The organism is Methanoculleus horonobensis, from assembly GCF_001602375.1.
Classification (GTDB): Archaea; Halobacteriota; Methanomicrobia; order Methanomicrobiales; family Methanoculleaceae; genus Methanoculleus; species Methanoculleus horonobensis.
Genome location: NZ_BCNY01000015.1, coordinates 30685 through 52907, shown reverse-complemented (window position 1 = coordinate 52907; position 22223 = coordinate 30685). Strand labels below are relative to the sequence as shown.

Sequence of the window (22223 nt, the reverse complement as noted above, 5' to 3'; positions counted from 1 at the left end):
AAAAAGTATACAGAGCCCGTCACCAGATGACGGGCCTCTCCTCGACCTCCCGGTACAGGGCGTCGCCGGGCTGGATCTCCGGGAACGCCTCGTAAAACTCCGGGATGTTGAAGAGAGCGCCGTTCACCCGGAACTTCTCCGGGGAATGGGGGTCGGTCAGCACCAGGTTCCGGAGCGAATCCCCCCGGTCGTTCGCCCTCCAGAGGCGGGGGGCCGCGAGGAAGAACCGCCGGTCCGCGGCGGAGTCGGCCGAGACGTTCTCCGCCTTCTTCCAGGCGTGGTAGGCCATGGTCAGGCCGCCGAGGTCGGCGATGTTCTCCCCTAGGGTGAGGTTGCCGTTGACGTAAAGGGCGGGAAGCGCCTCGAACGCGTTGTACTCGGCGACGAGCAGGGCCGTCCGGTCGTTGAAGTTCGCGGCGTCCTCCTCCGTCCACCAGTCCTTCAGGTTTCCGTCTTTGTCGTACTGCCTTCCCTGGTCGTCGAAACCGTGCGTCATCTCGTGCCCGACAATCCAGCCGAGCGCCGCGTAGTTGAAGGCGGGATCCGCATCGGGGTCGAAGAGCGGCGGCTGGAGGACGGCCGCGGGGAAGACCATCTCGTTCCTGGTCGGGTCGTAGAAGGCGTTCACCGTCTGCGGGGGCATGAACCAGGTGCCCGGGTCGACCGGCCCGCCGACCTTCTCAAGCCCTTCGGGACCGTGGATGAAGGAATGGGCCTTTGCGGCACGGACGTTTTCCACGTATGAGTCCGAGAGGTTCAGCCCGGAGTAGTCCGTCCACTGGTCGGGATACGCGATCTTCTCCCCCATGGCGGCAAGTTTCTCGTGGGCCGCGGCCTTCGTCGGCTCGCTCATCCAGGTAAGATCGGTTATCCGTTCATCAAAGGTCTCGCGGATGGCAACGACCATCTCCGATACCATATCGCGTGTCCGGGGATCGACGTACCGGGCGACATACTCCCGGCCCACCAGGTCGCCGAGGAGCTCGCTCTCCGCCGCTACGACACGCTGCCACCGGGGCTTCATCTCGGGAACCCCGTAGAGCGTCGTCTCGTAGAAGGCGAAGTGCTCCTCCTCGAACGGCGCCCCAAGGTAAGGGGACGCCTGGTCGATCAGCCGGTAGCGCAGGTAGACCTTCCAGTCTTCGAGCGGCGCGGTCACGAGCAGGGAATCGAGTTCCTCCACGTAGCCCGGCTGGTAGACGTGCACCTCCTCGACCGGCCCGGAGCCCGGGATGGCGGCGAGGGTCTCCCACCCGACCGCGGGGTACCGTTCCTCCAGTTCGGCGAGGGTGTGGATGTTCGTGATCTTCTGCGGGTCGCGGCCCTCCTCGGAGCTGAGGTGGGCGGCGGCAAGGGCCTTCTCCATGGCGTATACGGCCTCTGCGCCGGCGGCGGCCTGCTCTGAGGACTCGCCGGCGAGCACCAGCACCCGGGCGATGTGCTCCCGGTAGGCGTCCTGGAGCTCCACGCTCTCGCTGTCGTTTCGGAGGTAGTAGTCCCGTTGCGGCAGCCCGAGCCCGCCCTGGTAGAGGTACGGAATCATCTCGCTGCTGTTCTCGGGGTTGGTTCCGGCCCCGTAGAAGTAGACCGGGAGGAAGCCCTGCTCCAGGAGGACGACCGTGGTCGCGGTCAGGTCGGCACGGGAGTCGATCGCATCGATCGCCGCGAGGAGATCGGAGATCCCGGAGAGTCCCTCCCGGTCGATCGCATCGGTATCCATGCCCGACCGGTAGAATGTTCCAAGGAGGGTGGTATTCCGATCAACACTCCCCGGCGGAGCCGCTGCAGCCTCCTCGAAGAGGGTATGAAGATCGTCGTCCACATCATCGTGCATCGCGGTGAGTGTCGTGTAATACTGCTTGTCGGCCGGGATAGGGTGCTCCGCTATCCACGGATCGTTCACGTAAGCGTAGAAGTCGTCGCCCGGATGGACGGATTCGTTGAGGACGAACTCGCTTTCGGGCGGCTGCGATACGGGATCGAGGGTCGCCGTCCCGGACGGGGCGGAGCACCCCGCGCAGGCGAGAACGGCGATCAGGAGAAGGGTCAGAAGAACGTGCTTCACAAGGAGTGTGATTTTTTCGCGGGAATAAGAGTTGTGCTTCGCGCCAATCGGCGTCGTACAGGGTTCCGGGGTGTCGGGCCGGAACCTCGCCGCCCCGATACGCCATCAAGGATGATCGCGGTCTCGACCGGGCGCTCTGTCCGTCGAATTGACCGTAGACGACGGTAAAAAAGTGGCTATCCCGGGCGGCTCACTTGATCTTCTTCTGGAGTTTCTTGAGTTTCTTCTTGGCGGCCTCGCTGCCCTCGGCCGCCTGCTGCGCGAGTCCTTCTGCCTTGGCCTTCTTTGCCCGGTTCAGTTTCTCCATCTGTTTCTTGCTCGTCGGCATACGATTACTCTGCTCCTTCTTTGACTGGTTCTATTCATCGTTTTCCTTCATATACATACCCCCCTGTAATGAGGGCGGCGTTCCTATTTCCATCCGGTATCAAGCGGTTGTTTCAGAAATAAGGCCCTGGAGATGATGATTTCCTGCAGGTATACGACCGAGCGGAAAATCAGGCGGACTCTCGAATCCGGGAGAGGGTGGCGATACCGGAACGGGCGCGTAGACGGGCGGATATCCTTCGTCCAAACAGCCGGGGCCGGTTATGCGTGGGGCGGCATCGCGGACGTTGATGAGGATCGTCCGGCCTTGAATTTACCGGGAATTGTCGGGAACCCTGCAGGCACCCGGCTACGCGGCTGCCTCGTCGGCCCGGGCTCTTCCGCGCCCGCCGCCCACCGTTCCGGCAACACGCATGAGGACACCGACGTCCGGCGTCACCATAGCGACCGGGAAGTAGCCGAAGAGCGATGCGTAGTCGATCTTGAGCGCCCGGCACCGGGTCAGGTCGAGGGTTATCCTCTCGAGGTCTTGCGCCGTCTGCGGGGTCACGGTGTCGTTCCGCGATGCCCGGGCGAGGTCTTCGACGGCCGGGAGCACCTTCCCGCGGATCATCTCGATCCGGGATGAGAGGAGGGAGTGGACGAGCGTGCGGCTGTAACCGCCCTGCAGGTGCCGCACGACGATCATCTGCGTCAGAAAGATGAGAGCGAAGATGCCGGCCCCGAGCTCGATATCGGCTTCGACGGCGGTGAAACTGTTGTAGGTCACCCCCGGGAGGACGATCGCCGCGATGGAGATGATGCCGGCGACGGTCGTCACGACGGTGGCGGTGAGGGCATACTTCAGCCCCTGGATCCAGGCCTCGTTATACCGTTCTTTGATGCGGGACTGCATCCCGAGTATCCCCGCAAAGAAGCCCCGCGAGTACGGCTGCACATACACGATCGCGACATAGAAGACGACGATTGCGGCGGACTGGATGACGACGATCACGGCGGAGTGCGGTTCGAACGCGCCGTTCAAGAGCCAGCCTGCAAGTGCGAAGACCGAGGAGAGGGTGAAGAGCACCAGGAAGCCCGGGGCGAGCGGCTGGCAGTTGATGAAGAAGAGGTTCCAGCCGAGTTCGTAGAGGGAATTCCTCTGTTGCGTGAGCCGTCTGACCGCCTCTATCGCCTCGGCCGGGACGGCGGCGCTCTTTTCGAGACTCTCCCACGAGATGATCTCCTCGAGGCTCTTTCGCTCGCGATTCTTGAGATCGTAGAAATACCTGATGTAGGACTTCAGATCCCCCGTATCGGTCGGAAGCAGGAGGAGAAAGGGGTTTATCATCAGGAATATGAAGGACGCCATGATCCAGTAGAGGTAGTACTCCCCGGTGTATGCGAGTAAAAGCCCCAGATTGATCAGGATCGCCGCTCCGAGGATGGGCGAGGTGTACTCAAGACTCCACTTCACCCCGGTAAGGGTGGCCAGATCGTTCTCTGCCGCATTGAGGATCTTCTCCGCCTCGGCCCGGGTGTATTCGAGCCTCTGCGAGAACTCGTCCGGCGAGATCGCCGTGACTCCTGCCTCGTTATCCTTCCCGGACCGGTTCCCGTACGGCATTCTCATCGATCATAATTTCTCCGGGGTTATTCATAAAAATGCAGGTGCGGCGGGAGTATTCCGGATTGAAGGCGAGGATGTCCCCGGTCGTCCGGCCCGCATCAAAATGGGAAGGAATGTATCCCCGCACGGCCCGGCGGCACGCGCGGGAAGGCCCTCTCTGGAAGCGGAGGGGTCGTTCACGCTGTGGTATCCCGGTGCAGGGTCAGAGCGCCCACCACCGTTGCCGTATCACCGCCCGGGTTCGTCCAGGCGATGTAGAGGGTGTCCTGATCGGCCAGGGTTCCCGTCGCCCATCCTCCCGGCTGGTCGATGAACGATATGGTCTCTTTGTTGGGATCGAATATGCCTACAAACGTCTGGTTCTCCACCGTTCCATCCGGCAGGGAGAAGACCTTGAACCCGCTGATGACCCGGTCGTCCTGCGCGGTGACCACCCATCTGTTCTCTCCGGCAAGCACCTCGTCGATCGTGTCATTCAGGAAGTACACAACGCCGTCGTCCGCTCTCCAGACGCCGACCATCCCGGGGTAATCGGCCCGGACCGTCGGGTTTGCTGCCTCGGGCAGATCGACGGACCCTGTGTAGATCCCGGAGCCGAGCCACCAATCCTCGTCCACCTGCACCCCGTACGCCAGTTTCGACTCGAGCGTCCGGTCACGCGTGGGGTTGATGTAGGCAATCCGGCCGAAACCGTCCCCGTTCCTGACAGCATCGTTCATCTCCCGGAGGAACGCCCCCACATTCCCCTCGGTCTCATTCAGGCGGTTGACGCCGACCTTCTCGGGGTTCACCGGGTGGGCGAGGGTGGTGCCGTTGAAGTCATACGCGTAGATATAGAGTTCACCCTGGACGAACCTTCCGTTCGGGTCGTTGAACTCGGCAAGGGCGGCCTCCTTGCCGTTTTCTTGCACATAGGCACCCGCGCTCTCGACGAAGGCGACGAGCGTCTCGTTCGAGGTGTACTCTGCCTCTGGTACGGTGGTAATCTCTGGTGTCAGGACAGCGGCACTGGAATCACTCTGCATGCAACCGGCCGAGAGCAGAGACAGGCCGAGAACAAGCAGGACTGTGAGTGAAATCGCGAGAGATCTCATCCTCACAGATTCGTTTCGCCTGTTGATATAATTTGTCGGCAGGCATAGTTCCTGATTGCCGCATGGGGCGCATCCCGGCCGTGGTTTTACCTTCCCCCCGCTCCGCTCGCCGCCCGCTCCGTCAGCCACGCGTAGAACTTCCGGTGCCAGAACGGCACGTCGATCGGCCGGGAGAGCGACTGCCAGGCCGCCCACATGAGCCGGTCGGAGAGGCTCTGCCACTCGCCCGCCCGCCTGACCAGATCGTCCGCCGGCTGCCCGACCGCGTGGAGAACCTCGTGCCAGATGCGGAGGATGAGCGCTTCGTCGTCCGTGTCCTCGCGTGCGACCCGGATGCTCGCCCGGTTCTGCATCCCGCCCCCGAGCGCTCGGGCGGGAATATCGTCGTCGAAGACGTAGACGGTTCCGTCAGGGACCGGAAACGGGAAGCCCTTCCACATAGGATCCTTCTGGTCGAAGTAGCGGACCTCCGGGGTGCCCGTCCGGACGGTGAACTGGAAGTACGGCGGGATGAGCCGGAGGTGCGGCTCAAGCCTCCGCCGCAGATCCTCGGTCTTGAAGAAGAGGTCGAAGTGAGGCATCGGGTGCGCATGGGTGCGCGTGCTGATAAATCATGGGGTCTCTCCGGGGGCAGCCCCGGCGAAGCCGCCGGGCGGTTACCCCCGATCGCCGCCCTGCGACGGTTTTCGGGCGAGCGCTTCCTGCTGCTCGTCTATCCAGGCTTGCGTCCAGCCCTGGAGATCGTTGATGCTCGCGGACCCCCGCCGGTCTCGCATCGCCCGCAGGTGATCCTCAAGTTCATCGGCCATGGTAAATATCAGCTCCTCGGATGCCTCTTCCGGCAACGGCCCTTCCGCTCGCAGGCGGGCCGCCCCGAGGTCAAGAAAATGCTGCAACTCGCCTGTTGCCTGAAGGATTGTGGTGAGATCCAGTTTGACAGTAGGCCCCATGAAGAGGGGATTGACGCACCCGGTAATAACTTCATCCATTTCATTCAGGCTTCGTATGTGGCTTATTTTTTGGTACATGGGATTTTCCTGTGCCCATTTTGGCAGGGGTCGCCCCTCCCGTGAGGTCGGGCTGCCCCCCGGGCACGGTGTGCAAATCATTTTAAGGACTCCCGGCACTCAGTGCACGCCCCCGCTGTGGGATGTTTCCCCTGGATATGGGGGCGATGGAGTTGAAGAAGATGCAGGAGAGATCGGAGGTAATTCTCGAACGCAGGACGCGAACGGCCGGCGAGGAGTGGTTCATGTCGGCCGACGACATCCTGGACAAGAACGTGATCAACCAGGAGGGAGATGACCTCGGGGAGATCTCGGATATGCGGATTGGGTTCCCCGAGGGCAAGGTGGATTACCTGGTGCTCAGGTACGGCGGCGTGCTCGGGATGGCGGCAAAGAGGTTTGCTGTCCCGCCGGAAGCCGTGATCTACCGCCCCGGCGACGACAACTTCGTCGTGAACATCGACAAGCAGCGGCTGGACGACCTGCCGGGCTTCGATGAAGACCACTGGCCCCGGGAAGCGGACTACAGCCTCATCCAGTCGGCCGGAAGCATAACCCCGCCGACCCGCGAGGAGGCGGAAGCCATGAAGCGGACGGAGACCCCGCCGCCCGATGTCGTGACGACCGAGCGGGTCGAGACGCGGCCCCGGCGGAGGTAACCCCGGACGGCAGTCCGGGGAACGGCTGCTTTTTTTCGGTGGGCGGGTGGAGCCGGCCGCACAACTACCCCAAACGGTGATGCCGTGCCTGCTATGCCCGTCACTGGAGACGGTTCGGGAGCGCTGCCCGACGAACGGGGACGAACCCCGGCCCTCTGGCAGATCGTCCTCATCGCCGTAGTCGCGATCGTCTTTACGGCCGCCTACCTGGGTCTCTACGGGCTGCTCGAGAACGCCGTCTGGTCCGAGGACGGCTTCATGCATGACACCCCCTGGGCGGTTCCGGCCGGGGTGCTGCTGTTTTCGCTGCTCGTCGGCCTCTGCCGCAGGTACCTGCACGCACCCGATGTGATCCACGGCGGGTTCACCGAATCGCTCCGAGGCGGAGGCGAGAGACCCGACTACCGGACGTTTCCCGGCGCCCTCCTCTCGTCGCTTTTCTCGCTCCTCTCCGGGGCAAGCGTCGGGCCGGAAGGAACCATCACCGTTCTTGTCGGCTACGTCTCCTCGTACGTCCGCGACCGGCTCGGGATCGAGTCGCCCGGGGCCGCGCTCGGGTTCGACGTCGCCGCCCTGGCATCGGCGTTCAACGGGATCGTCGGCAGCGTGCTCTTTACCGGGGTCTTCGCCACCGAGTTCCAGGTCGGCGGGAACAGGAACGCCTTCCGGTTCCTCACCTGGAACCTGCTCGCCGGCACCGTCGGCTACCTCTTCTACCTGCTCCTCGGGTTCCCCTCCTTCGCGCGGAGCATCCCGTTCGAGCCGATCGGCGGGCTGCATCCCGGCTACATCCTCTGTGCGATCGCCCTCGGTATCTTCGGATCGCTCCTCGCGGTTTTTGCAGGAGTCGCCATGCAGGCCGCCGGGACGGTGATGGATCGGGTCTTCGGGGAGGCGGTCATCACCCGCGTCCTCGCCGCCGGGGCGGTCATCGCGTGTGCCGGCTACTTCGTCCCGGAGGTGCTCTTCTCCGGGGAGGCCCAGTTGCACGGGATCATCGCCGACCCGGCCCGGCTCGGGGTCGGGATGCTGCTTGGGGTAGCAATCTTAAAGGTCCTCCTGCTCGCGCTCTCGTTCAAGAGCGGGTACATCGGCGGCCCCCTCTTTCCGATCATCTTCTCGTCGACGCTGATCGGGCTCGCTTTGAACCTCGTCTTCCCCGGCATCCCGGTCGGCATCTTCGTCCTCTGCATCGAGGTTGCGGCCCTCACTCTCGCCCTCGGGGCGCCCCTGACCTCCATCCTCCTGGTCGCGGTCGTGGGGACGGCCGACCAGTACACGGTCGTCCTCCTTGTCATCTCCGCCGTCACCGCCATGGTCATCGCTGCCGCCGTTAAGAGGCGGTCTGCGTAATGGATGGCTCCGCCCTGCACCAGGTATTTATACCTGGAGCCCGTTGACGCCGGTTTACTCCACCCGGCGTGCCGGGCGGGAGACGGAATGGGTGGTTTGGCATGCAGTTCATGAATATCTTCACCTGGGAGCCCGGGAGAACCGGCGAGGTCATGGAGATGCGGGCCGCGGAGAAAGCTCCGGACGGGATGGTCGTGATCAACGAGTGGCTCGATCTCGGCAGCAACACGGTCTTCCGGCTGGTCGAGGTGGAAGATTCCGCAGCCCTCCTGAAAGCAGGTTATCCCTGGGGCGATCTCGGCTATACCGAGATGCACCCGGTCATGGAGGCGAAGGAGGCGCTGAAGCATCTGGGGAGGTAGGGGTTCTACACCCCTCCCCTGAGGCCGCCCGGCCTGACCGGAACCATATAGGGCGCCGCAAGATCCCGTTTCACCACCGCTTCGATGCCGTAGACCGCCCTGAGCATCTCCTCGGTGAGGACCTCTTCCGGAGCCCCGTAGCCGTAGACCGCCCCGGCCTTCATCACCATGAGGCGGTGGCAGTAGGTGGCGGCGAGATTCAGGTCGTGGAGCGCGATGACGATCGAGAGGCCCTTCTCCCCGGCCAGCCCGCGGAGAACCTCCATGACCCCCATCTGGTGGCAGACGTCCAGGTTGCTCGTCGGTTCGTCGAGGAGGATCGCCCCGGTCTCCTGGACGAGCGCCCGGGCGATCATCACCCGCTGGCGCTCCCCGCCGGAGAGTTCGCCGACGTTACGGAGCGCGAGATCCCCGAGGTCGAGGGCGTCGAGCGCGGCAACCACCTTCTCCTCGTCGGTTCTGTTCACCGTCCAGTTCAGGTAGGGCCGCCTCCCCATCAGGACGGTCTCGAAGACCGTCGCCCCTGTCCGGTTCCCGGCCGACTGCGGCACGTAGGCCATCGCCTGCGCGACCTCCCGCCGATGCATCGTGCGAAGCTCCCGCCCATCGAGCGTCACCGTTCCCCCGCCGGGGGAGAGCATCCCGTCGATGCACCTGATCAGCGTCGTCTTCCCGCACCCGTTCGGCCCCACGAGCCCGAGAACCTCGCCCGCGCCGACCGAGAAGGTGACCCCGTGAAGCACCCGGCGGTCGCGGTAGGCAAACGAGAGGCCGTTTACCGAGATCCGGGGCATCAGGCGTCCCTCCGGTGCATGAAGAGGTAGATGAAGAACGGCACGCCGAGGAACGCGGTCACGATCCCGACGGGGAGAACCTGCGGCGCAAGGACGCTCCGGGCGATGCTGTCCGCACCAAGGAGGAGGAGCGCCCCCACCAGGCCGGAGGCGGGGAGGAGCGTGCGGAAATCCCCTCCTATCGCCATCCGGGTGATGTGCGGGGCGACGAGCCCGATGAACCCGATCGTCCCGGTGAAGCAGATGATCACCGCGGTGATGAGAGAGGCGATCGCCATGAAGACGATCATCGAGCGCTCCACGGGCACCCCGAGACCGGCCGCCACCTCGTCTCCTTCCGCGAGGGCGTTCAGATCCCAGGCGCGGTAGAGGAGGTAGGGTATGGTGCAGGCGAGGACGAGGCTGACGACGGCGAGTTTGGGCCAGGTGGACTTGTCGACCGACCCGAACGTCCAGAAGACCACCGCACGGAGCTGTTCGGCGCTGCCGACGTACTGCAAGAGCGACGTCACCGCGGAGAAGAGGTACATGATGGCGATACCGGCGAGCACCATCGTCTCTGACCCGATCCCCCGGTAGCGTGCCATCCCGTAGATGGCGAGCGCCGCGAGCAAAGCGAAGAGGAAGGCGTTGCCGATGACGAGGTACTCCCCGCCGACGACCCCGGCGCCGAGGACGATCGCGATCGAGGCCCCGGTGGTGGCCGCCGAGGCGATCCCGAGGGTGAAGGGGCTCGCGAGCGGGTTTCTGAGGATCCCCTGCATGACACAGCCCGCCACCGCGAGCCCGAACCCGGCCGAGACTGCGAAGAGCACCCGGTGGAGCCGGTAGTCCCAGACGATGATCCCGGCCATCTCCGGGGCGGTGAACGTGCCGGGGAAGAGCCCGGCAAGGATCGCGAGGTAGGACTCGGCCACGGTGAAGTCGGCCGACCCGAGCGTGACCGCGACGCCGACGAGGATGGCGAGGGCGGCGAGGAGTCCCCCGACGAAGAGGGCACGGGTCTTCTTCAGCCGGGCATACCCTTCCTGGATGACGACGCTCTGTTCCATGGCGGCACCGGTCACGGGTAGACGAACGTCCCTTCGGACGCGAGGTCGAAGTCAATCCCCTGGAACCCGGTGAGGTAGCGCTGGTGGACGGCGTGCGGATCGAGGCCGGCGAACCGGTCGGGGTAGAACCACTTCGCGAGGTAGGCCGTCCCGATGAAGTGCTGGGCGCCGCCGAGGATGTCGGAGTGGATGACGTGGACGCGGCCGTCCTTCACCGCGGAGATCCTCGACCATCCGGGCCGGTCGAGCAGCGCCGACCGTATCGCGTCGAGCGCTTCAGGGTCGTGGCCTGCGTATCCGCCGACGGCCAGGCCCTGCCCGGCCAGTTTCACGATGACCTCTGGGTCCGCGACGAGGATCGCCTCGGGGTCGACGACGGGGTACTCCGCGGTTCCGACGGCGAAGGGATTCTTCCCGCCGGCGAGTTCGGTCTTCTCGTTGTAGCCCGCACTGGCGGCGACGGTCGTGTAGTCGAACCAGTACTCGAAGTAAACCCGGGTCTTCTCGTCCTCCGGGATCCCCGCCGCGCCGTCCCGGATCTGGTTCATCGTCGATTCGTAAAATGATGCAAACTCCTCTCCCCGCTCGGTCTCGTCGACGATCGAGGCGAGCGTGCGGATCTCGTCCGCATAAGTTGCAGGTTTGAAGCAGTCGAACCGGAAGACCCGGATACCGGGGCTGCTCGCCCCGAGCCTCTTCTGGATGTCGTCGCAGGCCGCGGTGCTGATCGTCGCGTAGAGGATGACTGCGTCCGGCCGGACAGAGAGAACCTTCTCCATGTCGGGCGACCAGATCGACCCGACGTTCGCCTTCATTTGGCACTCGGGAAAGAAGGTCTTCTTCTCGTGGCTGTACTTGTCGACGGCGACGACCCTGTCCATATCAAACCCGACCGACCGGAGGGTCTCGAGGGACTCGCCGCTGAAGGTCACGACCCGGCGAAGGGGGCGGTAGAGCGTCACGGTCTGCCCCGACGAATCGACGACCTCCCGGGGCTTCCCGTCCCAGCGGGCGTAGACCCAGGCGGCGTCCTGGATCTCGTCCCGGTCGAGGTCTCCCGCCCCGCCCATATAGGTGGTATCGAGGTAGGCGAGGGCCGCCGAGGCGTATTCACCGGAGGCAAGCACCCCGTCGCCGTCGCCGTCCCCGGGGATCCCGTCTGCCGCCGATGCCGGGACGGCGAGGAGCAGGAGGAGAACGAGAAGGAGCCGCTTCATCGCCGGCCACCCCGCACGGCGATGAGGAGGGCGGCAACCGCCGCAATGACAGCGAACGGCGATGCGGCTTCCTGTGCGGCGGGCTTCTCGCCGCCGCTCTCCGGTGCCGTCTCGATCCCGTCCACCGCGACGTGCGAGGCGGCTACCTCCCCGTCCGACTCACCGAGGAAGTCCTCCCACGTCCCGGTGATATCCCCGCTCCCGGAGGCGGGGGCGGTGACGGAGTAGGTTATGCGGGTCTCGTTCATCACCACAAACCCGATCTTCTGCCCCCGGACGAGGACGCGGTCGTCCGGGTGATCGGTTCCCGCGAAGGCGTAGCCTGCCGGCAGCGTCTCGACCACTCCGCCGAGGTCGATGCCGTCGATCGCGAGCGAGACGGTAACGACCTCCCCCGCCCCGGGCTCCGCGGTCGAGAGCGTCCGGGTGACCGGTGCGCCGCAGACCACGGCCGGGATGAGCAGCGACAGGAGAAGGAGGCAGAAAAGGCGGTTTGCCGGGAGACCTATCATGGGTTCTCGTTTGTCGATCAGGTAATATGAATGTTTCTCATTGTGCTAACAAGTCTGAAGATCGGGTGTTCAGAAGTATATCGTGATGACGGCCCTGGTGGAGAGGTGCATCGCAGGACACACCGGTGTGAGGCGGGAGGGTGCGTGAATCCTCACAGTCTTTATGAAGAGTACCCCCAATTATCTATTGCGTGAAGATATACGTCGATGAATCTGGAGATCTCGGATTTGGACAAAGGGCGTCTCGTTATTTTGTCCTTGCGGCCCTTGTAGTCCGTGATGAGCAGACGATTCGGCGCTGTTTTAAAAAGATCCGCCAGAGAAAACTCAAGAAATCACTCAGAGATCTCCCTGAGTTCAAGTATAACAACACAAAAGGGTTGATTAAGGACCGTATTTTACAGTGCATAGCCGATTGTGATCTTGACATTGCCTACGCGGTGCTCCGGAAGGATCAGGTGTACGGCAGGTTGAGGGATAAGCAGCAGATCGTCTATAATTATCTCACCGGATCCCTCATATCCAGTATTGCCAACCAGTACACGATCGAAGGATGTATTTACGTCTGTATGGACAAATCGATGTACAGCCTTCAACGTGACCATTTTGACGACTATCTCGCGTACCGTATGTTCGACAACGGCGTTCCCTGTGCGACACCACTTGACCAGCTCGTCATCGAACACGTTGATTCTCGAACAGAACCCTGCATACAGGCTGCAGACTTTGCAGCAGGTGCAGTCCACCAGCGGTATCGGGATGATGATGAAACCTACTACAGCATTATCGAACCTAAAACGACAATTGCGCTCGATTTTTTTAAGGGTCGCCAGAAGTAGAATGGTGAACCCTTCCCTACTTTGTCCCACCTACCTCAAGGTAGCCTCATCCGTTTCGGGAAGGACTTACTCACTATATACATACAATGCAGAAGGGGATATAAATGTTACGTAACCGCAACGCCGACAACCGGGTGTCTGTAATCCGGCCCATTTGAGAAGGCATCGCGCTCCTCGGGAGATAACCGGCCGTTCGCCTCCCCCGATTCACGAACCTGCCGCTTCACCGGCAAGAAGGCGCCGCACCTCCTCTTCGGTATAGCCGGACGCTTTCCCGGTCAGCGTCTCGACGTCGATGCGGATCACGGTCACCGCACGGAGTGCCGCCTCGGGGTATGACCCGCTCCCGGATCGGGCGTACTTCTCCATGAAGAGGTCGAAGACCCGGCTCTTCCCGGCAGAGTCCGTGACGAACGACGCAGTGCCGGTGCCGATGACGGAGACGTACCGGGCGCCGAAGTCGCACGCCCTCTCCGAGCGCACGAGTTCCACGCCGGTCTCGGTCTCGAAACAGACCCGGCTGTTCCGTCTCAGGATCTCTATCTTTCGTCCCTCGCTCGCGGAATGGAGGTAGAGGCATCCGCCGGAGTGGACGAAGTTCACCGGCACCACGTAGGGCAGGTTCCCGTCGGCAAGCCCGAGCCTGCAGACGAACGCTTCGCGAAGAACCGCGGCGAGCAGCGCAGGGTCGGCTATCTCCTTATCCTTTCGTCTCATCGCCTACAGCATCCCCTGCTGCCCCAGCGCGACGAGCAGCATCGCCGACGCCGCCGAGAGCAGGAAGATCGTCACCGCCCAGACGACCACGAACGCGACGATCTCGAGCGGACTCGTCTCCCGGTAGGGGACGAGCCCCTCGTTCATCCGCTGGGCCGTGGCCCAGGCGTCGTAGACGCCCCAGGCCCAGATCGCCACCCCCGGAACGATCATGACAAAGAGGCCGAGGAGGCTTCCGAGCAGCACCAGGACGCCCCGTGCGAACTGTCCGTTGTAGGCCTGGCCGAGGCCGTTGAAGAGGAGCGAAAGCCCTGCCGCAATCGCCGGGTATTTCTTCTTCTCCCGGCGGGAGACCTCCGCCGCCGCTATAGCGTCCGCAAGCGAGACCGGTTCCGCCGCATCGCCGTGCATGATTGTCAGGTACGTCCGGCAGGACTATCATTCTTTCCCGCCGCCCGGAGCGGTGCTACCGTCCGAAGACCTTCTCGATCCGCACCCGCCGCCCGAGTTTCGTCTCGTACCACTCCTGCTGCTTCAGAGCCTGCTTCAGGCTCCTGATGCGGTGGCGGATCCGCGTCCCCGTCGCCGTATCGATCAGCACCAGCCTCGGCATCTCGTTCTCCCCATCGATGCATGGAGCTCGACTTCAGGGGTTACGAAGATTTCCTTTCGGGATCGCCTCCCTCCGGGTCGCACAGAGCGGCCGGAAGAACTCCCGGATCTCCCGGGCCATGAGATCCGGGAACTCCATCGCCACGAAGTGGCCGCCGTGTTCAAGCACCGTCCAGCGCCGGATATCCTTCAGGTTGCGCTCCGCATACTCCCGCGGCGGAATCGGGTCGATATCCTTCGGGGGGAGCGCGAGCCCGCCAGTCGAACCGGTTCAGCCAGTAGTCGACCAGTTCTTCCATGTAACCGAGGTTCGTGCCGTAGTCCCAGCCCGAACCCTCGACCTCGTCGGGGAGACGGGTCTCGCGGAGCCGAACCCGGAGGTCGTCCAGGACCTGCCCGGGAGTGTCGATGCGAAAAGCGTCTATCGGCATGCAACGACTGCTGGAGACGGAAGGGATAACTCTTGCGCTCACCAGGGCAGTCTCCAGCGGCCCGCAACCCAGGGTATATATACACGACGAAACCCCTTCACCTCATCCGCGGCTCTTGTCCGGTCATCAGGAGAGGAACGATATGCAGGGGCTCCGGTCTTCGGGGGAGAAGGGGAGAAAGGCGGCCGCACGGGATCTCGTCTACCGCATCCTCTCCGACGGCCTGATGATCTTCCTCGGCCTGGTGATGGCCCCGATCGTCATCCTGCCCCTCCTCTTTGCCCTCCCGGAACCGGTCATCGAGTTCTTCAACCTCGCCGACACCCTGATCATCGCCATCTTCGTCATCGAGTACTTTCTCAAACTGGGCCTTGCGGAGAACCGGGTGAGCCACTTCCTGGACCGCTGGCACCTCCTCGACCTCGTCATCATCACGCTCCCGGCTCTCGAGGTGCTTCCGGTGGCCGGTTCGACCCTTGCCCGGTCGTCCCCCGCGCTCCGGCTCCTCCGGGTGGTTCGGGTGGCGGCGGCCGGCGGGCGGTCAGTGGAGCGGCGGATCGAGCCGGAGGTCACTGCCCTGGAGCCTGCACCGCCACCGTTCTCGACGATGCGGATCCGCGGAATGGCGGGGGGGACCGGAGACGTGCTCGACCTCACCTCCGAGGAGGCGAAGCGGTACCTCGAGAGCGCCCCGGCCGGGGTCTGGCTCGACTTCTCCGGGGTTTCCCGGCCGGACTTTCCCATCCTCGCCGAACTCCTCGGGGTTCCCGCCGTCTACTTCGAGAGCCGGCTGATGCGACCGTCCCACCCGGGGATAACCTCCGCCGGGGCAACCCGGCTCATCTTCGTGCAGGAGCCGGAACAGATCAGCCGCGTTCGCAAAGGTGCCCCGGTTCCGGGCGTGACGAAGATCGGGCTCATCGTCGTGAACCGGGGTGAAACGATCGCCACCGTCGCGAAGGCACGCGACCACTTCTTCGAGCAGGTCCAGGCAGGTCTCGGTGCGAACGCCCTTCCCGGGGTTCCCCTGCATTCCCGGGTCCTTTACGGAGCCCTCGACCGGATCAACGAGAACTACGCCGCGATCCTCGTGGAACTGGAAGCCGAGCTGCTGCGCCTCGAGGGCACCCCGAGCAACGAGATGCCGAAGAACTTCCTCGATTCCGTCTTCCACCTCAAGCGGATAAGCAGCGCTCTTGCTTCGAGCCTCTTTCACGAGCGGGAGGTGACAACGGTCCTCGCGCGGAGCATCTCCGTTTCGGGGTCATGGGCGGGGCAGAAGAGTATCTTCGACGCCCTCGCGAGCGAGACGGACTACCTGCACGAGACCGCCGGGAACATCCAGGAAGGGCTCCTCACCCTGATCGACGTCCACATCAACACCGTCTCCTACGAGATGAACCGGGCGATGCGGGTGATCGCCGTCCTCTCCGCCCTCGTATTGATCCCGACGCTGGTCGGCCAGATGCTCGGGATGAACACCCTTGATGTCCCCTTCAGCCTCTACCTCTGGCAGGTGACCGTCTGGACGGTGATCGCCATGCTCGGGGTCGGCTGGATCTTTTACAAGATTGGGTGGCTCAGGTGAGCCCGTAGGCCCCCGTATCGAGGAGACGGGCGGACGGGTCGCGATCCTACCCGGGGACGGGTGAAGCCTTCTGGAGCGTGAAGACGAACGCCGCCCCCCCATCTGGCCGGCCGGGCACCCGGTCATCGACCCAGACCTTCCCCCCGTAGCGGTCGATCAGGATCTGCACCAGGTAGAGCCCCAGCCCTTCCCCGACACCCCGCTTCTGCTGCTCGTATCGATGAAAGATCGCCTCCTTCTGGTCGTCCGGCACGCCCGGGCCGGTATCCTCGACCGAGACGCGGACAACCCCCCCCGCATCTTCCGTCCGGATCGTGATCTCGACATCGGGACCACCGTGTTTGACGGCATTGCCGATCAGGTTTGCGAAGACTTCCCGGAGGAGGTCGTCGGCAAGAATCAGTCCAGGGGCATTTTCGTAGCGGATGCTGCTCCCGGGGTAGTGGCTGATCTCTTCGTTGATGACCGCATCCAGATCCATCGCCTTGATCTCCGGCGACCCGGAATGGATCCGGCGGATGGTGGAGACGGTTCCGAGGATCTCGATGCTCTTATCGATGCTGCGCTTGAGTTTCTTGATATATATGGCAGCATCCCCCGAGAGCGTGCCGAGGAGCAGGTCGGCATAGAGGTTCGCGACGTTCTCGGTGTTCCCGATATCGTGGGTCAGGATATCGAGGTACAGGTTCGCCTCGTTCCGTGCCTCTTTAAGGTCGCGGCTCTGCCGAACTCGAACGTGCCAACATCCGGCTCCAGAGCGAGATCAAGGAGCGCAAGCGGGCACAGGAGGAACTCCAGTCCATTGCCCGGTTCCCTGCCGAAAATCCTAATCCAACCCTGCGGCTTGACAACGGGCGCACCATCATCTATGCCAACAGCGCAGCCCGGGCGGCATTTGCAGAGGCGTTCGCCGGCCCCGGCACGGATGTCCCCGAAAATATTGCCGCGATAGCAGAAACAGCCCTGGCGTCCGGTGTCCGGCAGGAGGTGGAGCACCGCGTAGGTGCAGAGACCTACCTCCTCACATTTGTTCCGTTAAGGGATCTGCACTACGTGAACGTATACGGAAAAGATATCACCCAGCGCAAAAAGGTCGAGGACGCGTTACGGCAGAGTGAAGAACGATTCAGGCTCCTCACCGAGAACGCCTCCGATATCGTCATCGTTCTCGATGCAGGCGGAACCATCTCGTATGCAAGCCCATCGGTGCGGCAGGTCGGGGGATATGCGCCCGAAGAACTCATCGGGCGAAATGCCATCGAACTGACGCATCCCGACGATCTGTCGCTGGTGACGAATGCCCTCTCCACTGTTGCCGCCCATCCGGAGGACCGGGTCACCCTCGAAGTTCGGCTTCGGCACAAATCAGGAGAGTGGTTGAACTTCGACGTAATCGGTATCAATCTTGTAAAAGAGCCGGCTGTCCGGGGTTTCGTGGTGAATGCACGTAACATCACCGACCGCAAGCGAGCAGAAGAAGCCCTCCGCGAGAACGAGGATCAGTACCGGAACCTCGTCGAGAACAGCATCGACGCAGTCCTTCTCACCGCTCCCGACGGCTCAATCTATGCCGCAAATCGTGAAGCCTGCCGGATCTTCGGCATGACCGAAGAGGAACTCATCCGTGCAGGGAGGGACGGCGTCATGGATCCATCGGACCCGCGCCTCCGATCCTGCCTTGAGGAGAGAGCCAGGAAAGGGCAGTTCAGGGGGGAACTCCGATTCCGGCGCAAAGACGGGACCGTCTTCCCCGTTGAGATATCGTCTGCACTCTACACGGACAGAGACGGAAACGCCAGAACGACGATGATCGTCCGGGATATCACCGGCCGCAAGCGAGCGGAAGAAGCACTCCGGCGCCGCGCCGAAGACCTTGCCCGGAAGAGCGCGGAGGTGGAAGCAGCACGCGACGAGGCGCATATGTACCTCGACATCCTGACCCACGATGTGCGGAACGCGAACAACGTCTCGGGCATGTATGCCGACCTCCTGACCGAGCTCGCCGACGGCGACCTGAAGACCTATGCGGAGAAGCTGCAGGGCAGCATCGAGCGAAGCAATGATATCCTCAGGAGCGTCGCCACCGTCCGGCGGATACACGAAGAAGAGACCGGCCTTGTGCCGGTGAACCTCGACGCGGTTATCCGAAACGAGATCGGCAGGTTCCCCGAGGCATCGATCGACTACCCTGACCCGCAGATCGAGGTGCTGGCGGACGGCCTCCTCCCGACCGTCTTTATCAACCTGATCGGCAACGCCGTGAAGTTCGGCGGTCCCGATGTTAGGATCACCATCCGGGTAGAGGTGCAGGACAGGGAGGTGCTGGTTTCGGTCGAGGACACCGGTCCGGGTATACCGGACGAGATAAAGCAAAGGCTCTTTGCCAGGTTCGAGCGGGGCATGGGACGGGGAAGCGGAGAGGGGCTCGGACTCTTCATCTGCCGGATGCTTGTCGAACGGTATGGGGGGTGGATCCGGGTTGAAGACCGGGTGCCCGGCGCCCCGGATGCGGGGGCGGCGTTCCGGTTCACGCTGAAGCGGGCCGCGTAAAGGTGTGCCCTTAGCATCGCCTTGCCGGCGCCGGTAAAAGGAGGGGGCACTCCCATGCACGAGGCCATCCGCCGGACGTCTCCGGTTCATCGAACGGACAATTCTGGATCGACCGATGGCGATCTTTCGGAACCTGGGGGAAAGTTTATCCTCTGACATACCTTTTCTATCTTCAGGTGAGTTCGGATGCCAAAATTAGCCTATTGTGGATACTGCGGACGGGAGTTCTCGCTGAAGGAGCGAGCCGCAGGCGAAAGCGTACCCTACTGCAGCGCGGAATGCCTGGAGGCGGCGGCAAAGCAGGACGCCGGGGTGGACGGGCACCGGCCGGAGAAACTCCTGGTCTCGGGGCAATCGCCCTGGAGCAAGTAACCCTGCCCGAGAGAACCCGTCTCGTCATGAGGTTCTGTGCGTAGCGGTGCAAAACGGCGTTCATCGTCGTAGAGCGGAGACTTCGGTGCGGAGGCGTATCCCGACCCGGTCGACATAGCCTTCGCGTGGGGTAACGAGGATTCGGAAAGACGCCGACTGAATCGTATCAGACATCACGGGAATTCTTTTTTGCAGAACCAAAACGATCGGGACAATGTGTTGTATAGGTCTTCGGGCGCTCAGGGGAGAGATCGCGGGAATGAAAATACGGGGTGCAATAAGGCGTGATTCTGCTGAAAAGACCGGAGATGGAAACGCCGCCAACAGGACTCGAACCTGTGACATGCTGGTTAACAGCCAGCCACTCTACCAACTGAGTTATGGCGGCACACAAGTGCTCTATAATGTCTCGACTGAATCGTATTAAACGTTACGGGAATTCTCCTTCCGGATAACCCGAAGAAGATCGATCAGCTCGTCGACCTCGGTGTCCAGGGTGGAAAGAAGGTCGCCTGCAAGGGGTGTCGCCACCGCGCCGGCCGGCGAGGCGCGGATGTATCCCTCCTGCTCCAGGATGCGTAGCGAGTAGCGGACCCGGTGGTAGGGGAGGTCCAGGATCTCGGCGAGTTTCATGATGCCGATGGGCTGGTGCTCCACGACCGCCCGGATCACCTCCAGGTGCCTTGAGACGAGTTCAATTTCGGATTTGATCTTTGCCAGCATGGGTTTTTCCGCGCACGTGTCACGCGCATTATTATGGTTGTTCGTGCAGCCAGACCTTCGCCCGGGCATACTGCGTCCGGAACGATATGGAGGCGATCGCCCCTACCGCGAGGAGGAGAAGACCGATCGCAAGGCCGGTGGTCCCTTCAGGCGCGAACCGGAAGAGGACGAAGACACCCATGGCGAAGCAGAGGACGATGACGTTGAGCATCACCGTCAGCATGATGAACTTAGCCTTGAAGACCTGTTTGGTTGCCTCATCCATTATTCATACTTGAACGCGCGGGTAAAAGTACTTGTGGTTTCAACGGAAGAGTTGGTAGAATGAATGGACTGGATTCGGTTATCCGGGACACGGATGCAGCGGCATACGCGGCCTACGGCTCGTCTATAGATGCCAACGTGCGCTACCTGACCCGGTTCCGCACCACCGACCCCGTGGTCTACGTCCAGAAACCGGGCGAGCGCGGGATGATCGTCGTCCCGCAGATGGAGCACGAACGTGCCGTCCGCGAATCGACGGCGGCGGTCGCCACCCGTGCCGATGCCGGGTACCTCGAGTACATCAAGGCCGGAGAGCCGCGCTGGCGTGCGACCGCCCACATGATCGCCGACCTCGCCGGTGGCCCGGTTCTCGTCCCCGCGAACTTCCCGCTTGCGCTCGCGAGAGAACTCGAATCGTTCCAGCCGGTCGTCCTCGACGAGCGGGGGGCGGTCGAGGCGATGCGGGCGGTCAAGACGCCGGAGGAGATCGAGTGGATTCGCTCGGTTCAGCGGGCTACCGAGGCCGCGATTGAGCACGGGCTGGCGCTCATCCGCTCGTCCGTCCCGAAAGGGGGCGTCCTTCACCGGAACGGCGCGCCCCTCACCTCTGAGACCGTCCGCGCCGAGATGCACGCTTGCCTTCTCGCCAACGGCTACCGCGGGGTCGACACCATCGTCTCCTGCGGTCCCGACACCGCTCTCCCGCACAGCCCCGGTGCAGGGCCGCTCCGGGAGAACGAACCGATCGTCATCGACATCTACCCGCAGGACGAATTTACCGGCTACCACGCCGACATGACCCGGACGGTCGTGAAAGGCGAGCCCTCTCCTGCAATCCGGGAGATGTACGAGGCTGTGCGGGACGCAAAAGCCAACGCAGCATCGATGGTCCGTGCCGGTGCCGTCGGCGCCGATCTCTACCGCGCGACGGTCGAGTTCTTCCGCGACCGCGGCTACGAGAGCAACACGCAGGGATTCACCCACAGCCTCGGCCACGGCGTCGGGCTCGAGGTGCACGAAGAGCCGTCGCTCGGGCCGCAGGGCGGGGAACTCGTCCCTGGAAACGTCGTCACGATCGAACCGGGGCTCTACTATCCCGGAACCGGCGGCGTCCGACTGGAGGATATGGGCGCGGTGACTGAGATCGGGTTTGACCGGTTCACCCAATACAGAGAGGAGCTCACGCTATGATCATGGATAACGAAGTTTACGATGCCTACCGGGAAGCAGGGGCGCTGGCAAGGAAGGTGCTCCGGCGTGGTGCGGGGCTCGTGAAGGAGGGGACGCTCCTCCTCGATATGGTCGAAGAGACGGAGAATATGGTGGCCGAGGAGGGAGCGCTGCTCGCCTTCCCCTTGAACGTCTCCTTCAACGAGGCCGCGGCGCATGACACCGCCATGCCCGGAGACGAGCGGGTGTTTGCCCGGGGCGACCTCATCAAGGTCGATCTCGGGATACACGTCGACGGCTACATCGCCGACACCGCCATGACCGTCGACCTCGGCGACCACGGGGCGCTCGTCGAGGCGTCCCGGGCGGCCCTCGAGGCGGCGATCGGAGTTGTCCGGCCGGGCATCGTCACCGGGGAGCTCGGGACGATCATCCAGGCGTCGATCGAGGAGCACGGCTACAAGCCGGTCGGAAACCTCACCGGGCACGGCCTCGACCGCTACGACCTCCACGGAAAGCCCACGATCCCGAACGTCGCGATGAGCGGCGGCACCGTCATCGAAGAGGGGATGGTCTTTGCGATCGAGCCCTTCGCCACAACGGGGTCGGGGAAGGTCACCGAGGCGGCGCGCGTGGAGATCTACAAGCAGATCGCAGCCCGGCCCGCACGCCTCCCGTCGGCAAGACGGATTCTCGAGACCGCCCGGCCGCGCAGGGGGTTACCGTTCTCCCGCCGCTGGGTTCAGGGGGACAAGATCGAGATCGGGTTATCCACCCTTGTGCGGAACGGGATCCTTCATCCCTTCCCGATGCTGCACGACGTCCCGGGCTCGTTCGTCTCGCAGGCGGAGCACACCATGATCGTCACCGAAGAGGGGTGCGAGGTCACCACCCGGTGAGTTACGC

At 63.2% G+C, this 22223-nt stretch carries 27 protein-coding genes and 1 tRNA gene; 9 read left to right on the top strand and 19 right to left on the bottom strand.

Annotation, left to right across the window (positions count from 1 at the left end; translation table 11 throughout):
• Window positions 1-19: 19 nt before the first annotated feature.
• From MCUHO_RS07930 to MCUHO_RS07910, 6 genes are all read right to left on the bottom strand, one after another.
• Window positions 20-2065, bottom strand: a complete 2046-nt coding sequence (locus MCUHO_RS07930) for a M13 family metallopeptidase (protein WP_067076447.1) — start codon at window positions 2063-2065, stop codon at window positions 20-22.
• A gap of 190 nt (window positions 2066-2255) precedes the next feature.
• Window positions 2256-2393, bottom strand: coding sequence for a hypothetical protein (locus tag MCUHO_RS12850; protein ID WP_162839716.1), 138 nt, complete (start codon window positions 2391-2393; stop codon window positions 2256-2258).
• A 348-nt stretch (window positions 2394-2741) separates the two neighbouring features.
• Window positions 2742-4004: a hypothetical protein gene (locus MCUHO_RS07925; RefSeq protein ID WP_153020020.1), complete on the bottom strand. Its 1263-nt coding sequence runs from the start codon at window positions 4002-4004 to the stop codon at window positions 2742-2744.
• A 173-nt stretch (window positions 4005-4177) separates the two neighbouring features.
• A complete protein-coding gene (locus MCUHO_RS12380; protein WP_235808208.1) occupies window positions 4178-5026 on the bottom strand; it encodes a cache domain-containing protein in 849 nt (282 codons plus the stop codon).
• A gap of 155 nt (window positions 5027-5181) precedes the next feature.
• On the bottom strand, window positions 5182-5676 hold the full coding sequence (locus tag MCUHO_RS07915; RefSeq protein ID WP_067076440.1) for a hypothetical protein: 495 nt from the start codon (window positions 5674-5676) through the stop codon (window positions 5182-5184).
• A gap of 75 nt (window positions 5677-5751) precedes the next feature.
• Window positions 5752-6084 carry a hypothetical protein gene (locus MCUHO_RS07910; RefSeq protein WP_235808207.1) on the bottom strand — a complete coding sequence of 111 codons (333 nt, stop codon included), beginning with the start codon at window positions 6082-6084 and terminating at the stop codon, window positions 5752-5754.
• A gap of 161 nt (window positions 6085-6245) precedes the next feature.
• Between MCUHO_RS07910 and MCUHO_RS07905 the strand changes: the two genes are divergently transcribed.
• The 3 genes from MCUHO_RS07905 to MCUHO_RS07895 all read left to right on the top strand — a co-directional run bounded on the left by MCUHO_RS07905 (window position 6246) and on the right by MCUHO_RS07895 (window position 8476).
• Entirely contained in the window at window positions 6246-6761 is a 516-nt protein-coding gene (locus tag MCUHO_RS07905; protein ID WP_235808206.1) for a PRC-barrel domain-containing protein, read from the top strand.
• A 93-nt stretch (window positions 6762-6854) separates the two neighbouring features.
• Window positions 6855-8114, top strand: a complete 1260-nt coding sequence (locus MCUHO_RS07900) for a chloride channel protein (protein WP_067076437.1) — start codon at window positions 6855-6857, stop codon at window positions 8112-8114.
• A gap of 101 nt (window positions 8115-8215) precedes the next feature.
• The gene (locus tag MCUHO_RS07895; RefSeq protein ID WP_067076433.1) at window positions 8216-8476 is read left to right on the top strand and encodes a DUF3303 domain-containing protein; all 261 of its coding nucleotides are present in this window, start codon (window positions 8216-8218) and stop codon (window positions 8474-8476) included.
• A gap of 5 nt (window positions 8477-8481) precedes the next feature.
• On the opposite strand, the gene MCUHO_RS07890 is transcribed toward MCUHO_RS07895, so the two are convergent.
• The 4 genes from MCUHO_RS07890 to MCUHO_RS07875 are packed head-to-tail and all read right to left on the bottom strand — an operon-like array spanning window position 8482 to window position 12051.
• Entirely contained in the window at window positions 8482-9270 is a 789-nt protein-coding gene (locus MCUHO_RS07890) for an ABC transporter ATP-binding protein (RefSeq protein ID WP_067076432.1), read from the bottom strand.
• Window positions 9270-10322, bottom strand: a complete 1053-nt coding sequence (locus tag MCUHO_RS07885; protein ID WP_067078743.1) for a FecCD family ABC transporter permease — start codon at window positions 10320-10322, stop codon at window positions 9270-9272. Before MCUHO_RS07885 ends, MCUHO_RS07890 begins: the two co-directional genes overlap by 1 nt.
• An 11-nt stretch (window positions 10323-10333) precedes the next feature.
• On the bottom strand, window positions 10334-11539 hold the full coding sequence (locus MCUHO_RS07880) for an ABC transporter substrate-binding protein (protein ID WP_067076430.1): 1206 nt from the start codon (window positions 11537-11539) through the stop codon (window positions 10334-10336).
• A complete protein-coding gene (locus tag MCUHO_RS07875; protein ID WP_067076427.1) occupies window positions 11536-12051 on the bottom strand; it encodes a hypothetical protein in 516 nt (171 codons plus the stop codon). The genes MCUHO_RS07880 and MCUHO_RS07875 overlap by 4 nt, the downstream gene beginning before the upstream one ends.
• 191 nt (window positions 12052-12242) lie before the next feature.
• Between MCUHO_RS07875 and MCUHO_RS07870 the strand changes: the two genes are divergently transcribed.
• Window positions 12243-12890: a DUF3800 domain-containing protein gene (locus MCUHO_RS07870; RefSeq protein ID WP_067076423.1), complete on the top strand. Its 648-nt coding sequence runs from the start codon at window positions 12243-12245 to the stop codon at window positions 12888-12890.
• Window positions 12891-13097: 207 nt separating this feature from the next.
• On the opposite strand, the gene MCUHO_RS07865 is transcribed toward MCUHO_RS07870, so the two are convergent.
• The 5 genes from MCUHO_RS07865 to MCUHO_RS07855 are packed head-to-tail and all read right to left on the bottom strand — an operon-like array spanning window position 13098 to window position 14650.
• Entirely contained in the window at window positions 13098-13607 is a 510-nt protein-coding gene (locus MCUHO_RS07865; protein WP_067076419.1) for a pyridoxamine 5'-phosphate oxidase family protein, read from the bottom strand.
• A gap of 3 nt (window positions 13608-13610) precedes the next feature.
• Complete coding sequence (locus tag MCUHO_RS07860; protein ID WP_067076416.1) at window positions 13611-14018, bottom strand: hypothetical protein; 408 nt, start codon at window positions 14016-14018, stop codon at window positions 13611-13613.
• Window positions 14019-14073: 55 nt separating this feature from the next.
• Window positions 14074-14220, bottom strand: coding sequence for a hypothetical protein (locus tag MCUHO_RS12765; protein ID WP_161485887.1), 147 nt, complete (start codon window positions 14218-14220; stop codon window positions 14074-14076).
• A 33-nt stretch (window positions 14221-14253) separates the two neighbouring features.
• Complete coding sequence (locus tag MCUHO_RS13075) at window positions 14254-14388, bottom strand: hypothetical protein (protein WP_268872793.1); 135 nt, start codon at window positions 14386-14388, stop codon at window positions 14254-14256.
• Window positions 14381-14650, bottom strand: a complete 270-nt coding sequence (locus MCUHO_RS07855) for an epoxide hydrolase N-terminal domain-containing protein (protein WP_067076412.1) — start codon at window positions 14648-14650, stop codon at window positions 14381-14383. Before MCUHO_RS07855 ends, MCUHO_RS13075 begins: the two co-directional genes overlap by 8 nt.
• A 142-nt stretch (window positions 14651-14792) precedes the next feature.
• Here MCUHO_RS07855 and MCUHO_RS07850 point away from each other — a divergent pair, with 142 nt between their 5' ends.
• On the top strand, window positions 14793-16238 hold the full coding sequence (locus tag MCUHO_RS07850; RefSeq protein WP_067076409.1) for a CorA family divalent cation transporter: 1446 nt from the start codon (window positions 14793-14795) through the stop codon (window positions 16236-16238).
• 46 nt (window positions 16239-16284) lie between these two features.
• Here the strand turns inward: MCUHO_RS07850 and MCUHO_RS07845 are convergent, their stop codons facing one another.
• Window positions 16285-16719: a sensor histidine kinase gene (locus MCUHO_RS07845; protein WP_067076406.1), complete on the bottom strand. Its 435-nt coding sequence runs from the start codon at window positions 16717-16719 to the stop codon at window positions 16285-16287.
• Between the two features lie 506 nt (window positions 16720-17225).
• Between MCUHO_RS07845 and MCUHO_RS07835 the strand changes: the two genes are divergently transcribed.
• Window positions 17226-18788, top strand: coding sequence for a sensor histidine kinase (locus tag MCUHO_RS07835; protein WP_067076399.1), 1563 nt, complete (start codon window positions 17226-17228; stop codon window positions 18786-18788).
• Window positions 18789-18974: 186 nt separating this feature from the next.
• On the top strand, window positions 18975-19160 hold the full coding sequence (locus MCUHO_RS07830) for a hypothetical protein (protein ID WP_067076395.1): 186 nt from the start codon (window positions 18975-18977) through the stop codon (window positions 19158-19160).
• Window positions 19161-19475: 315 nt separating this feature from the next.
• Here MCUHO_RS07830 and MCUHO_RS07825 read toward each other — a convergent pair.
• From MCUHO_RS07825 to MCUHO_RS07815, 3 genes are all read right to left on the bottom strand, one after another.
• Window positions 19476-19548, bottom strand: a tRNA-Asn gene (locus MCUHO_RS07825).
• Between the two features lie 35 nt (window positions 19549-19583).
• On the bottom strand, window positions 19584-19883 hold the full coding sequence (locus tag MCUHO_RS07820; RefSeq protein ID WP_067076392.1) for a hypothetical protein: 300 nt from the start codon (window positions 19881-19883) through the stop codon (window positions 19584-19586).
• 31 nt (window positions 19884-19914) lie between these two features.
• Entirely contained in the window at window positions 19915-20148 is a 234-nt protein-coding gene (locus MCUHO_RS07815; protein ID WP_067076388.1) for a hypothetical protein, read from the bottom strand.
• A 59-nt stretch (window positions 20149-20207) separates the two neighbouring features.
• Here MCUHO_RS07815 and MCUHO_RS07810 point away from each other — a divergent pair, with 59 nt between their 5' ends.
• Both MCUHO_RS07810 and map read left to right on the top strand, forming a co-directional pair.
• Window positions 20208-21338, top strand: coding sequence for a M24 family metallopeptidase (locus tag MCUHO_RS07810; protein ID WP_067076384.1), 1131 nt, complete (start codon window positions 20208-20210; stop codon window positions 21336-21338).
• Window positions 21335-22216 (top strand): type II methionyl aminopeptidase, encoded by an 882-nt coding sequence (gene map / locus MCUHO_RS07805; RefSeq protein ID WP_084385972.1) that lies wholly within the window; start codon window positions 21335-21337, stop codon window positions 22214-22216. Before MCUHO_RS07810 ends, map begins: the two co-directional genes overlap by 4 nt.
• Window positions 22217-22223 lie beyond the last annotated feature (7 nt).

Excerpts from the sequence above, each read along its gene's own strand:
- MCUHO_RS12850 (WP_162839716.1), bottom strand. The coding sequence starts at position 2,393 with ATGCCGACGAGCAAGAAACAGATGGAGAAACTGAACCGGGCAAAGAAG.
- MCUHO_RS07925 (WP_153020020.1), bottom strand. The coding sequence starts at position 4,004 with ATGAGAATGCCGTACGGGAACCGGTCCGGGAAGGATAACGAGGCAGGA.
- MCUHO_RS12380 (WP_235808208.1), bottom strand. The coding sequence starts at position 5,026 with ATGCAGAGTGATTCCAGTGCCGCTGTCCTGACACCAGAGATTACCACC.
- MCUHO_RS07915 (WP_067076440.1), bottom strand. The coding sequence starts at position 5,676 with ATGCCTCACTTCGACCTCTTCTTCAAGACCGAGGATCTGCGGCGGAGG.
- MCUHO_RS07910 (WP_235808207.1), bottom strand. The coding sequence starts at position 6,084 with ATGGATGAAGTTATTACCGGGTGCGTCAATCCCCTCTTCATGGGGCCT.
- MCUHO_RS07905 (WP_235808206.1), top strand. The coding sequence starts at position 6,246 with ATGTTTCCCCTGGATATGGGGGCGATGGAGTTGAAGAAGATGCAGGAG.
- MCUHO_RS07900 (WP_067076437.1), top strand. The coding sequence starts at position 6,855 with ATGCCCGTCACTGGAGACGGTTCGGGAGCGCTGCCCGACGAACGGGGA.
- MCUHO_RS07895 (WP_067076433.1), top strand. The coding sequence starts at position 8,216 with ATGCAGTTCATGAATATCTTCACCTGGGAGCCCGGGAGAACCGGCGAG.
- MCUHO_RS07890 (WP_067076432.1), bottom strand. The coding sequence starts at position 9,270 with ATGCCCCGGATCTCGGTAAACGGCCTCTCGTTTGCCTACCGCGACCGC.
- MCUHO_RS07885 (WP_067078743.1), bottom strand. The coding sequence starts at position 10,322 with ATGGAACAGAGCGTCGTCATCCAGGAAGGGTATGCCCGGCTGAAGAAG.
- MCUHO_RS07880 (WP_067076430.1), bottom strand. The coding sequence starts at position 11,539 with ATGAAGCGGCTCCTTCTCGTTCTCCTCCTGCTCCTCGCCGTCCCGGCA.
- MCUHO_RS07875 (WP_067076427.1), bottom strand. The coding sequence starts at position 12,051 with ATGATAGGTCTCCCGGCAAACCGCCTTTTCTGCCTCCTTCTCCTGTCG.
- MCUHO_RS07865 (WP_067076419.1), bottom strand. The coding sequence starts at position 13,607 with ATGAGACGAAAGGATAAGGAGATAGCCGACCCTGCGCTGCTCGCCGCG.
- MCUHO_RS07860 (WP_067076416.1), bottom strand. The coding sequence starts at position 14,018 with ATGCACGGCGATGCGGCGGAACCGGTCTCGCTTGCGGACGCTATAGCG.
- MCUHO_RS12765 (WP_161485887.1), bottom strand. The coding sequence starts at position 14,220 with ATGCCGAGGCTGGTGCTGATCGATACGGCGACGGGGACGCGGATCCGC.
- MCUHO_RS07855 (WP_067076412.1), bottom strand. The coding sequence starts at position 14,650 with ATGCCGATAGACGCTTTTCGCATCGACACTCCCGGGCAGGTCCTGGAC.
- MCUHO_RS07850 (WP_067076409.1), top strand. The coding sequence starts at position 14,793 with ATGCAGGGGCTCCGGTCTTCGGGGGAGAAGGGGAGAAAGGCGGCCGCA.
- MCUHO_RS07845 (WP_067076406.1), bottom strand. The coding sequence starts at position 16,719 with ATGGATCTGGATGCGGTCATCAACGAAGAGATCAGCCACTACCCCGGG.
- MCUHO_RS07830 (WP_067076395.1), top strand. The coding sequence starts at position 18,975 with ATGCCAAAATTAGCCTATTGTGGATACTGCGGACGGGAGTTCTCGCTG.
- MCUHO_RS07820 (WP_067076392.1), bottom strand. The coding sequence starts at position 19,883 with ATGCTGGCAAAGATCAAATCCGAAATTGAACTCGTCTCAAGGCACCTG.
- MCUHO_RS07815 (WP_067076388.1), bottom strand. The coding sequence starts at position 20,148 with ATGGATGAGGCAACCAAACAGGTCTTCAAGGCTAAGTTCATCATGCTG.
- MCUHO_RS07810 (WP_067076384.1), top strand. The coding sequence starts at position 20,208 with ATGAATGGACTGGATTCGGTTATCCGGGACACGGATGCAGCGGCATAC.
- map (WP_084385972.1), top strand. The coding sequence starts at position 21,335 with ATGATCATGGATAACGAAGTTTACGATGCCTACCGGGAAGCAGGGGCG.